The 12,364-nt window shown below is 46.6% G+C and carries 12 protein-coding genes; 7 read left to right on the top strand and 5 right to left on the bottom strand.

Annotation, left to right across the window (positions count from 1 at the left end; all coding sequences use genetic code 11):
* Window positions 1-5: 5 nt before the first annotated feature.
* Window positions 6-461, top strand: a complete 456-nt coding sequence (locus ACYVFD_RS01815; RefSeq protein WP_461087935.1) for a ferritin-like domain-containing protein — start codon at window positions 6-8, stop codon at window positions 459-461.
* Window positions 462-587: 126 nt separating this feature from the next.
* Window positions 588-2,726, top strand: coding sequence for a glycogen debranching protein GlgX (gene glgX / locus ACYVFD_RS01810; RefSeq protein WP_461087933.1), 2,139 nt, complete (start codon window positions 588-590; stop codon window positions 2,724-2,726).
* Window positions 2,727-2,823: 97 nt separating this feature from the next.
* Here the strand turns inward: glgX and ACYVFD_RS01805 are convergent, their stop codons facing one another.
* The 5 genes from ACYVFD_RS01805 to ACYVFD_RS01785 all read right to left on the bottom strand — a co-directional run bounded on the left by ACYVFD_RS01805 (window position 2,824) and on the right by ACYVFD_RS01785 (window position 6,363).
* Complete coding sequence (locus ACYVFD_RS01805; RefSeq protein WP_461087931.1) at window positions 2,824-3,327, bottom strand: pyridoxamine 5'-phosphate oxidase family protein; 504 nt, start codon at window positions 3,325-3,327, stop codon at window positions 2,824-2,826.
* 105 nt (window positions 3,328-3,432) lie between these two features.
* Window positions 3,433-3,849 carry a four-helix bundle copper-binding protein gene (locus tag ACYVFD_RS01800; RefSeq protein WP_461087929.1) on the bottom strand — a complete coding sequence of 139 codons (417 nt, stop codon included), beginning with the start codon at window positions 3,847-3,849 and terminating at the stop codon, window positions 3,433-3,435.
* Between the two features lie 33 nt (window positions 3,850-3,882).
* The gene (locus ACYVFD_RS01795) at window positions 3,883-4,095 is read right to left on the bottom strand and encodes a DUF2188 domain-containing protein (RefSeq protein ID WP_461087927.1); all 213 of its coding nucleotides are present in this window, start codon (window positions 4,093-4,095) and stop codon (window positions 3,883-3,885) included.
* Between the two features lie 285 nt (window positions 4,096-4,380).
* Window positions 4,381-5,859: a two-component system sensor histidine kinase NtrB gene (locus tag ACYVFD_RS01790; RefSeq protein ID WP_461087925.1), complete on the bottom strand. Its 1,479-nt coding sequence runs from the start codon at window positions 5,857-5,859 to the stop codon at window positions 4,381-4,383.
* A 63-nt stretch (window positions 5,860-5,922) separates the two neighbouring features.
* On the bottom strand, window positions 5,923-6,363 hold the full coding sequence (locus tag ACYVFD_RS01785) for a response regulator (protein WP_461087923.1): 441 nt from the start codon (window positions 6,361-6,363) through the stop codon (window positions 5,923-5,925).
* A gap of 462 nt (window positions 6,364-6,825) precedes the next feature.
* Between ACYVFD_RS01785 and ACYVFD_RS01780 the strand changes: the two genes are divergently transcribed.
* The 5 genes from ACYVFD_RS01780 to ACYVFD_RS01760 all read left to right on the top strand — a co-directional run bounded on the left by ACYVFD_RS01780 (window position 6,826) and on the right by ACYVFD_RS01760 (window position 12,345).
* On the top strand, window positions 6,826-7,470 hold the full coding sequence (locus ACYVFD_RS01780; RefSeq protein WP_461087921.1) for a porin family protein: 645 nt from the start codon (window positions 6,826-6,828) through the stop codon (window positions 7,468-7,470).
* Window positions 7,471-7,601: 131 nt separating this feature from the next.
* The gene (locus ACYVFD_RS01775; RefSeq protein WP_461087919.1) at window positions 7,602-8,702 is read left to right on the top strand and encodes a Nif3-like dinuclear metal center hexameric protein; all 1,101 of its coding nucleotides are present in this window, start codon (window positions 7,602-7,604) and stop codon (window positions 8,700-8,702) included.
* A gap of 17 nt (window positions 8,703-8,719) precedes the next feature.
* Window positions 8,720-9,475, top strand: coding sequence for a zinc ribbon domain-containing protein (locus ACYVFD_RS01770; protein ID WP_461087917.1), 756 nt, complete (start codon window positions 8,720-8,722; stop codon window positions 9,473-9,475).
* Window positions 9,429-11,009, top strand: coding sequence for a tetratricopeptide repeat protein (locus ACYVFD_RS01765; RefSeq protein ID WP_461088603.1), 1,581 nt, complete (start codon window positions 9,429-9,431; stop codon window positions 11,007-11,009). The genes ACYVFD_RS01770 and ACYVFD_RS01765 overlap by 47 nt, the downstream gene beginning before the upstream one ends.
* Window positions 11,010-11,187: 178 nt before the next feature.
* A complete protein-coding gene (locus ACYVFD_RS01760) occupies window positions 11,188-12,345 on the top strand; it encodes a T9SS type A sorting domain-containing protein (protein ID WP_461087915.1) in 1,158 nt (385 codons plus the stop codon).
* The last annotated feature ends 19 nt before the right edge of the window (window positions 12,346-12,364 follow it).

Raw genomic sequence — 12,364 nt, 5'->3', positions numbered from 1 at the left:
ACGTTATGAATGTGAAAGTAACCCGGGGTGAAATCCTCGATCAGCTTAATCGACTTCTAACCCTCAACCATGATGCTGAAAAAGGCTATCAGGAAGCGGCCGAACATGTCGACGATCAAGAGTTAAGATCATTACTCCTTGCTCAATCGCGCCAGCGGGCTGAATTTGCCCTCGAACTAGACCGCGAAATACGAACACTGGGCGGTGAGCCTGACGACAGCACAAGCCTGGCTGCCGATTTGCACCGCGCCTGGATCAATATTAAATCAGCATTTGCCACCAATGATGATAAAGCCGTTGTACAGGAATGCCACCGGGGTGACCAGGAAGCCCTAAACAATTATAATTCTGTACTTCAGGAAACTGACTTAGTAGCCAGTACTCGGGAGTTGCTGCTTCGCCAGAAACAGAGTATCGAATCGGCCAATTCTACAATGGCCCGTCTGGCCTTGGTAGTGTAGTGAATGGTGGGATTGGAAAGCCTGCTCCCTTTGGGGGTAGGCTTTTTTGTGTCTATATACCACTCAAACAATCCCCTTTCGCATACAGTTAAGCAATAAAACCATTATTCTCTACGCAAAAACGTTATGAGTAAACCCGCTAATGCAAACTCAAAAACCCCTTCTTTAACCTCAAAACCGGGTAAAGCGTATCCCCTAGGAGCCACTTACGATGGCGAAGGCGTCAACTTTGCCTTATTTAGTGAGAACGCGACCGCCGTGTCACTCTGTCTGTACGATCCGGCCAACCCCAGTGAGGAAACGGCTCGCATTCCAATTTTTGAACGAACAGATCTGGTTTGGCATATTTATCTGGAGGGCCTAAAGCCAGGACAGTTATATGGATTTCGGGTCGATGGTCCCTATGACCCGGCTTCGGGACATTATTTCAACCCGGCCAAACTGCTACTCGACCCCTACGCACGTGCTATTCATGCACCCGTCAATCACGATGATTCCTGGCTAGGGTATGATTATGGCGAGTTAGCTACTGATCCTATCGGCGTTGACGCCCATCAAACTACGTTTATCCGAAGCGAAAAAGATAGTGGTCCATCGATGCCCAAAAGCATTGTCATTGACCCAGCATTTGACTGGCAGGATGACACAGCGCCTGCTATCCCGCTTCATCGGTCTGTGCTTTATGAAGTACATGTAAAGGGATTCACCCATTCGCACCCAACTCTGCCCGAATCCATCCGGGGAACTTATGCCGGACTCGGCTCACCCGAAAGTATCGACTACCTTACCAAATTGGGCATTACAGCAGTCGAATTGTTGCCGGTACACCAGTTTACTGACGAAAGTTATTGGGGGTATAACAGCATCGGCTTTTTCGCACCGCAAAATACTTATTCATCGTCGGGTATGATGGGGCAGCAGGTCGCCGAGTTTAAGCAGATGGTTAAAAACCTGCACAAAGCGGGTATTGAAGTCATACTGGACGTGGTATACAACCACACCGCCGAAGGCAATCAGCTAGGTCCCACCCTGTCGTTTAAAGGTATCGACAATCGGGTTTACTATCATCAGGTTGGCGAAAACCCCGAGTATTACATGGATTATACCGGCACAGGCAACACCTTCAACCTGAGCCACCCTCGGGTGTTACAACTCGTGATGGACAGCCTGCGTTATTGGGTCACCGACATGCACGTCGACGGGTTCCGATTCGATTTAGCCTCAGCCCTGATCCGTACCGACGAAGAGTTTGGTAGTGTGTCGGCTTTTCTGGATACGGTAGCTCAGGACCCGATTCTAGCTCAGGTGAAACTCATTGCCGAACCCTGGGATATTCATTCATATCATGTGGGTGGCTTTCCGGTACGCTGGTCGGAGTGGAACGGCAAATTCCGCGATACGCTCCGGGCGTTCTGGAAAGCCGATCCGGGCAAAGCTGCTGAAACGGCTACCCGGCTCCTTGGAAGTCCAGATTTGTATGCCAACGATGGCCGCTCCCCTGCCAATAGCATCAACCTGATCACCGCTCACGATGGATTTACGCTCAACGATCTGGTGAGTTACAATGATAAACATAACGAAGCGAATGGCGAGGAAAACCGTGACGGCTCGAACGATAATTTGAGTTGGAACTGTGGCGCCGAAGGTCCAACCGACGATCCAGCCATCAACGAACTCCGGGAACGCCAAAAACGCAATTTCCTGACGACGATGTTACTAAGTCAGGGTACTCCCATGATTGTAATGGGCGATGAATGCGGACGCACGCAACAGGGCAACAATAATGGTTACAATCAGGACAGTGCTATTAGCTGGATGGATTGGCACTGGAATGAGAAGCAACAGGCTCTTTATGAGTTTACAAGCCAACTGACAGCCCTGCGTCAGGCCACTCCATTGCTGAGCAGACGTCGTTTTTTCGGTACCGAACAGGTGGCTTATATACGGCCCGACGGCCTGGAAATGACGGGCGATGATTTCAACAACCCGAATACCCACTGTATAGCCTTATTTATCGATGGCCTTCGGGTAACCGAACAAACCGAAGATGGGCAGGACATTGGCGACGAACAACTGCTTTGGATCCTGAATGCTTATTGGGAGGATATTCCGTTCAAACTTCCGAAAATAGATCGAAAACGTGCATTGTGGGAAGTCCTTGTCGATACCACTGCCGGTCAGATTCACCCAAACGGCGAACCAGTTAAAGGCGGTAATACCATAACCGTGGGCGCCCGCTCATCTATGCTACTGAGGTTAGCATAAAAAAGGAGAAAAGGGAAGAAAGGGAGCATAGGTTTAACCGTTTACTCCCTTTCTTCCCTTTTCTTCCCTTTTCTCCCCTTCCTCCTTTTTTCCTTCCTCAATTATACACCTTCTTATTTTCGCCCATGTCGGGGGGAGTACCGGTAACCAGGGCGGCCGCCTGCTGGAATAACCGAACCATCTGGCTATCGCTGGCGCTCCAGTATTCAGCCATATCGATATGTACCTTTAACAAAATGAGGTTCGGGTCATCTTTTCCCTTTGGAAACCAGGCCTTAGCCTGTGGATTCCAAAGTTCATCGACTTTGGCCCGGTCGTCCAGTTCTTCGGCATGACCCGATACCGACACATAATCGGCGTCACCAACATCGGCAAATGACAGGTTCACCCGACTTTGGTTATGATCGGTCTGATCTACTTTTGGGGAGGTTCGATTTGTAAAAAACCAGATAGTCCCTTCCTCATCGACCTGTAAGGCAGCCATTGGCCGACTCACCAGATTACCTTCCTGATCGACGGTCGTCATCATGGCGATCCGAATGTCCTCGATCATGTCGCGAACTTTCTCTAACTGCTTGTTGATTTGTGGTTTTGTTTCCATAACGTTAAAGAAAAGTCGTTAATCGATAGCCATCAGTCGATAATGCCAGTTGACCTTATCTTTGACTGCTGACTATCGACTAACGACTAGAGTCTATTGAGTTAATTAATTATAAAGTGTTTGACGCAGGTCGATACCGTAAAACAAGGATTCTGGTGTAGCGGCTGGATGTTGAGCTTCCAGATCGGTTTGATACCCCATATCTATAATGTTAACACAGCAACAGATCGTTTGCTGGCATACTGTATAAATCTGATTGGCCCGTTCTGTATTGATCTGGCTAACTTCCTGCGCGCATTTTTCGCAGACTTCAATGCATGCTTTTGCCAGAAGGCGAGCATTCTCAGAGCCCCGCACATACATGATGGCCAGATTTCGGCACATATCGGCACAATCAAGATTAAGGAATATACTCCGATACCAATTCTCAATATCGTCGGCATTAGAGCATTCGGTCGCAAACTGATTGCAGAGAGTTGCGCAGCTAATTAGTGAGTCGTAAATGGTCTTTTTCCAGATCATAGCCTGTGTTATGGGATTTAGTTGAGTAAATAATCAGGCATATAGCTGATCGTTTTTCATGGGCCATTCCTGACTAGAACGCTCAAGGCGAGCCCACCTACGGGCTTCATCAACGCTGACCATAACAATATGATGCTGATCTAGCTGCCCTTGCTCCTGTAGTTGATTAGCAATCTCAATCGCTTTTGCCCGAGTCTTGGGGCTTAGTGACCGCATAGCCGCCGGAAAGTGAGTAATGGACCACATAGTTTTAGTTAGTAGGTTATCTATCAAATAGCTTTTATTGTGCCATATATATCAGCAGTTAAACATATCTAAATCGACGCCAAGGTATAGATTTGATTATCAGCAACTTAATACCTTTTTCCTGCTTTAATTTCTTAAAAAAAACTCTGTAAATGCTAGGTTAACCAAAAACTTAACTGGGGAAGTGTGTATATTTTTACTCAGTCGATTCCACAAAAAAGCCAGCTCTCTGTAGAAAGCTGGCTATAAAGTAATTATCGGAATTGAGCAATACCGATTTATGTATTATCTCGGGAAATACAGTCGAAATGTTGTGCCCTTCCCTTCCTGACTCTCCACTTCGATCGATCCTTTATGACTATTGATAATATTCTGAGTAGCTGTTAGTCCCAGCCCCATTCCACCCGACTTTCCGGTAAAGAATGGATCGAACAATCGCTGTCGAACCGATTCACTGATACCCTCTCCATTATCGTTTACCTCTACGTAAACCCGATTATTGTCGGCACACCCCGTTCGAACTGTCAATATGCCTTTACCTTCTTCCATAGCCTCTACCGCATTGACCAGAATATTCAGCAGGGCGGTTTTGACCTGATCGCGGTCAAGTAGCGCACTGCAGTCATCGGTCGAGAAAGTGGTTTCGAGCCGCATTCGTTTGAGCTTGATCCGGTCACTGATGAGCTGGATAGTTTCCCGAACAACGGGGTTGAAATCCTGCTTTTTCCGGTCCAGATCGCGTGGTTTCGACGAATTGAGCATTTCAGTGATCAACTGCCCAATCCGGTCTACGTTGCGCTCGATAATATCGGTAAACATTGTAATGAACTCACTGTCTGTATCCAGCTCATCTTTGAGTTGCTCCAGCGCCAGGCTCAGGTTTGTCAGCGGATTTCTAACTTCGTGAGCAATACTTCGGGCTATTTTGCCGGTCATGCTCAGCTTTTCAGCCAGAATCAGATCCTGTTGGGCTCGTTTCTGATCAGTGATATCCCGTACAATTCCCTGATACCACTCGGGATGCCCAATAACATCCTCAACCGCCCAAACCGAAATTTGACAGATTCGTTTGCGGCCATTTCGATGAATCAACGTTGTCTCGAAATCTTTGATCTGCCCATGTTCGCGTACGTTAAAGCGTAAGTTGCGAAGTTGATTCAGATCGGCAAAAAGGCGGGCAGGGTTTAAATGGCGAAGCTCATCGCGGCTATAGCCCAACAATCGTTCAACCGATGAATTGGCATCCTGAAAACGCATTTCGTCATTAGCCACAAAAATAGCGTCGATTGATCGCTCAAACAGCGTGCGGTACTTATTCTCTTTCTGAGCTAGTTCGGCCAGCACACTAGCCTGCCGAAGTGCATACCGAATACTACGTCCTAATAACTGGGCATCGATGCGTCCTTTTACCAGATAATCGGCCGCCCCCAGTTCCAGCGCCGACTGATCGACGGTCAGATCGTCCTGGCCGGTCAGTAGAATCATGGGAGCCCGGCACCCCATCTGAAACGCTTCCTGAATCAGGTCGATACCTGTGTAATGCCCCAACCGATAGTCGACAAGATATACATCGTGCTGGTTCCTGTCGATAGCTGCCAGAGCACGATCATAACTATCCACCCACTCAAGTTTGATGGATGCATTTTCTTTGACCGAAACTAAAGCTTTGGTAAGCAGGTAATCATCCTCGTCATCTTCGATTAGAAGAACCCGAATGATTTCTTTTTTTTCATTAACATTGAGTGCAATTGGCGCAGGTATCATAAACAGGAAATTGTTAGCTGCAAACAATTGGTGGCGGATATACTAATGTACTCCACCAACTGTTTATGGCAATTTAACGGTATCCATCCAATACGTTTTCAAAGCCCCTACCATTTCAACTAATCGATTAAAATTGAACGGCTTTGTCACAAACGAATTCACCCCTAAATTATACGTTTTCAACACATCTTCATCGGCGGTAGACGTTGTCATAACCACAACGGGCAGCCGACGAAGTTTCGGGTCATCTTTTATTTCGCTTAGGGCCTGAAATCCATTTTTTCGGGGCATATTCAGATCCAGAATAAGCAAGTTTGGCCATGGAGCATTCATTTCGTTATAACGTCCTTCCCGGCGTAAATACTCCATCAGCTCTTCTCCATCTTCAACAAACTGGATATTGTGCGCATATCCACTCTGTCGAAGAGCTTTATCCATAAACAAGCGGTCATCTGTATCGTCGTCGGCAATCAGAATCGTTGTGGAAGTAGGTTTCCGATGCATACAAGTCATGTAAAGTTACGGCTATCAATACGGGTCGTTTGGAATGTATAGTTAAAACGACCAGCAGTCACTCTGTTATTTCCAGAAAATGACCTTTCCTTCAAAATTACTCAAAATCATCAATTTTTTTAGCTAGCTAAGTCTATTAAATCGAATATACTTATTTTACTTATCGCTAAATCTGGTAAAAAATCTACTGCATTTTATTTCATAACTCTTCGCCGGTCTATTCTTATTGCGGAATTATAAGAATGATTGACGAACTCTACAAATTGGGGAGAGAATTCCCCATCTATTCTGCCTGAGTAATTATACCAGCTATTCATACTATTGGGTATAAACGTATCAGACTGAGTGCAATAGCATTATTTGGAGCAGCCATAGCTTTTCTGGCACGAATTTGCTGCTTCAGGTAGGACAGAATGGGTAGTATCAACCCCTATTCTTAACTCAATAATCGTTATGAAAAAGTCAGTAAAACTCCTACTTGCCACTGCCGCTCTGACGGTCAGTGCGATCATGCTCAACTCGACGAGTGTATCTGCACAAGGTATTACGCGGGTTGGTCTGAAGGGCGGTTTAAATGCCAGTTCACTATTTTACGACAGTCAGGGTGTCAGCGATAAAAATGAGCGTATCGGCTTCCATGTCGGTGTATTCGCACAGGCACCAATTGGTGAATTTTTTGCGATCCAGCCAGAGTTGCTGTATATGACCAAAGGGGCTTCGGCTACCTATAATGTCCTTGGTTTTACGGGTAAAAACACATTCAAACTGAACTATGCCGAATTGCCCGTGCTGGCGACATTCAAATTAGGACAGGCTGTTGAATTACAGGCAGGACCCTATGTATCGTATCTGCTGAACTCTAATATCAACTCAAACGGTGATTTTGGCTCTGGGTCAGGCGCTATCAACCGCGACAATTTTAATAAAGTCGATTACGGTATTGCGGGCGGCCTCAACCTGTACTTTGGCAAAGCTTTCATTGGCGCCCGTTATGAGCAGGGGCTTCAGCAAATTGCCAACACTGGTGCTGCCAAAACCGTATTAGGCAATGCCAAAAACGGCGTGGGTTTACTTTCGATTGGGTTTAGCGTAAATTAGTTTTGTTGAGTGATTGAGCGGTTGTGTGATTGAGTGAATGTTGGCTTACGTCAATGATTCACTCAATCACACAACCGCTCAATCACTCAATATATGGTATCTTGCCGCGTTTTTACTATTTACTATCGGACATGATACAGATTCGGCAAGTAACGTCTTACCTCGAATCCTTTGCCCCCCTGGCTTATCAGGAATCATATGACAACGCAGGCCTTATTGTAGGCGATCCTACTACCGAAATTACTGGCGTTCTGGTAACTCTGGATGCCACGGAGGCTGTTGTCGATGAAGCCATTGCCAAAGGTTGTAATCTGATTGTTGCTCATCATCCTATTGTATTTAAAGGGATTAAGAAACTCAATGGTAAAACGTATGTCGAGCGAACGGTTATAAAAGCCATCAAAAACGACATTGCCATTTACGCAGCCCATACGAATCTGGATAATGTGGCAGGTGGGGTAAATTTCAAAATCGCCGAGAAACTTCAACTGCAAAACGTTCGGATTCTAGCTCCCAAAACGCAGATACTTAGTAAACTGGTAACGTTTGTACCCGTATCGGATACCCAGCGAGTGTTGGAAGCGCTCTATGCCGCCGGGGCGGGTCAAATTGGTGACTATAAAAATTGTAGTTTTCGAGCTGAAGGAACCGGCACCTATCAGCCTGGTGAAGGCGCTACTCCCGCCATTGGCGAAGTGGGTGAATACCACGAAGAAACCGAAAATCGAATCGAGGTCCTTATACCCACCCATCAGCAGGGACAGGTATTAGCCGCCCTTCGCCAAGCACATCCGTACGAAGAAGTCGCCTACTATCTTACTAGTTTAGACAATCAGAATCAGGAAGTCGGTTCTGGGGCGGTGGGCGAGTTGCCCGAACCATTGTTGGGCGAATTATGGCTTTCGTATTTAAAGGAGCATATGCAGCTCAACCTCATCCGGTACACTCCCCTGCCCGACCGACCCATCCGACGAATCGCGGTTTGTGGGGGCGTAGGCAGCTTTTTACTGCCCGATGCGATACGTGCCGGAGCCGATATTTTTGTAACGGCCGATTATAAGTATCATGAGTTTTTCGACGCCGATAACCGCATTGGTATCTGCGATATTAGCCATTATGAAAGCGAGGTTTTCACGAAAGAATTGATTAGCGGGCATTTGGCAAAAAAATTCACTACTTTTGCGGTAATTTTATCTGAAACGGACACCAATCCGGTTAGATACTTCATATAGCACTAACTACTTTCCGAATGGAACTGACGATTGCGCAAAAATTAGACGCTCTCCTTAAACTACAATCTCTTGATTCTCAATTAGATGAACTGATTAAAATTCGGGGAGGGCTTCCCGAAGAGGTTCGTGACCTGGAAGATGACATCGCTGGCTTTGAAACCCGTATTGGCAAGTTTCAGGGAGAGATCAAGACATTGGAAGAAGATATTGAGCGCAATCGCGTTGCAAAGAAAGATGCCGAAAAGCTGATCACCAAGTATAAAGATCAGCAAATGAACGTCCGAAACAACCGCGAATTCGACGCCATTTCAAAAGAAATCGAACTCCAGTCGCTGGAAATCGAATTAGTTGAAAAACGTGCCAATGAAGCTCAGTTTCGGGTGCGTGGCAAAGAAGAGGAAATCAAAACAACTCAGGCAGCCCTCGATGAGCGCCGGGAAGATTTGAAAGCCAAAAAGCAGGAACTGGACCAGATCACCTCCGAAAGCCAGGAGGAAGAAAAGGAAATCATCAAGCAACGCGAATTGCAGGCAACCACGATTGAGCCCCGTCTGCTGAACTCGTATAATAAAATTCGTGGCAATGCCCTGAATGGTCTGGCCGTGGTGGTTGTGAAACGGGGAGCCTGTGGTGGCTGCTTTAACGTAGTTCCACCCCAGCGGCAGGCCGACATCAAAGACAAAAAGAAAATTATTGTCTGCGAACACTGTGGTCGTATTCTGGCCGATGTCGAAGGCGTTCCCGAACCAGCCCCTGTTGGCCGTGGCCGGTAATCGTCTGCCTAAAAACACTGGGTATCAATCCGGCGTATTGGCTTATTTTATATCAGAAGCACCGGGTTTAGGCCCGGTGTTTTTGTTTTTATTTATCGGCCTGCCCACCCTTCTTGCCGCCCAGGATTTCACCTGGACACCCGGCCTGCAGCGGTCATACGCTGATCTACAAAAGTTAAAAGTTCAGGCGGCTCAACAAACCCTGACCCGAGAATCGCCCCATAATGGCATCCGCATCTTTCTGGACGATTATGCTGATATGATTCAGCTCGTCACCACCGACGATGACAAGGCATTCGCTCGGCTGAGCTTTCGGGAAGATGACCGGCTCGATGCATTAAACGACCTGGATAAAAACTCCCCCTGGCAGCGGGTAGCACTGGCCGAAGTGCGGCTGCACTGGGCATTTATTAAACTCAAATTTGGCAAGGAACTCAGTGCCAGTTGGGATGTGATCAAAGCCTATAAGCTCCTGTTCGAAAACCAGAAGTTGTTCCCCGACTTTTTGCCTACCTACAAATCGTTGGGCACGTTACATATTATGGTTGGCTCCGTACCAGACAATTATACCTGGGTGGCCCGTTTGCTGGGACTACGAGGTACGATCAAACAAGGTCAGCAGGAATTGGTACGGGCGCAGCAAGACCCTCTTTTTCGACTGGAGACACGCCTAATCGATCTGATGGTGCGGGCCTATGTTTTGAAATTTACGGATATCGACAGCCAGACATTACAGCAGTTAGTAGCCGAGAATGCCGATAATCTGCTGCTACACTTCTTCGGGGCTACTATTGAGCAAAAGGCAGGGCATAGTGAACAGGCTCTCTCCTATTTAACCAAACGACCTACCGGTTCAGTCTATCAACCTTTGCCAATCATCGAAAATATCCTCGGCGATATTTACTTACAAAAAGGCGAATATGCTTTAGCATCCGCTCATTTTCAGCGGTTTTTGAACAACTACAAAGGGCAAAACTTCCTGAAAGACTCGTATTATAAGTTGTTTCTGTGCCACTGGCTGGCAAACGAACCTGACTCCGAAAGCCGACCTTTACTCCAAAAAGTAGTAAGTACAGGGCGCACTACGGTTGAGTCGGACAAAGCCGCTCAGAAGTTTGCAGAAGCTTATTTAAAAAAAGGGGCTTCGGCGAATCAGAAGGTGTTGATGCGGGCCCGACTGGCTTCCGATGGCGGGTTTACCGATAGTGCGTTGGCCTATCTTCGTCCGTATACTGAAGCCCAATTTCTTGTTACAGCCGAAAAAGCTGAATATAATTATCGGATGGGTCGTATCTATCAGCGTCGAAATGACCCCAATTCGGCGATTCCGTATCTTAACCGAGCGTTAAGTATCAGCGAGCCTGAGGGCTTATCATTTGGGGCTACGTCGGCTTTACAACTAGGCTATATTTATCAGCAAAAGGCCGATCAGGCCCGAGCGCGTTTTTTCTTTCAAAAAGCGCTAAGCTTTAAGCATCATGAGTATAAAAACAGTATCGATAACAAGGCAAGAGCGGGTTTAAATCAGTTATAAATGCTAGATATAATAGAATCTATTCAACAAAAAATGGGCTTCCACAAATATTTATGGATAATTCTCAAATAGAAAATGACCATTTTCTATTTGAGCGTCATATGGTTGCTTAAACATTATCGATTATGTGTTCCCCGCTTCTTTCGGAATGGGTACACTCTAGCTGTTTACCACCAATATGAAACAACTGTGTACGATTGCCTTATCTTTTTTTGCCGTTAGTTCGTTCGGTCAGATTGCCGAAAACTTCGATAAACCAAATCTTTCGTCGGGTTCATTAGCCTGCTGGTCCACAGAGAACTTACAAGCCATTTCTTGCGTCAGAGCTTCTAAACCAACGGCATCAACCCCTTTATCAAGTGACCCCAGGCTATCGCTAAATACGACCACACCAATTACGGGCTCAGGAAGCATCCATATTGAAGATTCTGCTGTGCCCATACCAGGATGTTCAGTAACTAATGAACAACATCTGTATAGTGTGGCAAACGGGCAGGATGGGAACATGGTTTCGTTCGATCTTCGTATCAATAGTCTGGTCGTACCTAATCCGGCAAATCTCCTGACTGTTTTTATTCTTTGTGGGAATTTTTCTCAGATAATGACCTACTCACTGGCAAATGTAGGAAGCACGTTTTCTCTCTCGGCACTCATTGCGGGTAGCAACGGGGGGGGCGTTATAACCATAATAGCGAGTATTGGGGCCGACGATGGACAGATACCGACTTCGTCCTATTCTATAGATATCGACAATTTTACGACCAACGCGGCTCCAGATCCAGCCAATAGCTGTTATCAGGCATTGCCAGTCAGGCTTATTAGTTTCACGGCTCAGCAGGCCGGGCAACAGATTAAACTGGCCTGGGCAACAGCTACCGAACAAAATAGCAAAGGTTTCGAAATTCAGCGTGGTGCCGATGCCCGTCAGTGGCAACCTGTTGGTTTTGTTAACAGTGAAAAGCCCAGCAGCAACACCTCTATCAAGTACAGTTGGTATGATGAAGTACCCCTGACTGGTATCAATTATTATCGACTCCGGCAGACGGATTTGGATGGCAGTTCGCAATACAGCAAAATCCAGGCTGTTGCCTTCAGTGCGGAAGGGCCAATCCTCATTGTACCCAATCCAACCACTGAACGTGTGATGATCCGAAATGTAACCGCTGAAACGTTCTCAACAATTCGTGTGCTGGATTCTAACGGGCGCGTTCTGTACACTAGCGCCAGTCTGCCAACTGATGGCATCGATGTCAAGCAGTTATTGCCAGGCGTTTATTATGTACATATAGTCACAACGTATGGCCAAACCCAGATTCAGAAATTGGTCAAACAGTAATATTGCACTGCTAAAACAG

This window comes from Spirosoma gilvum, from assembly GCF_054776815.1.
The sequence above is the reverse complement of the archived record's forward strand: the minus strand, read 5'-3'. Positions and strand labels throughout refer to the sequence as shown.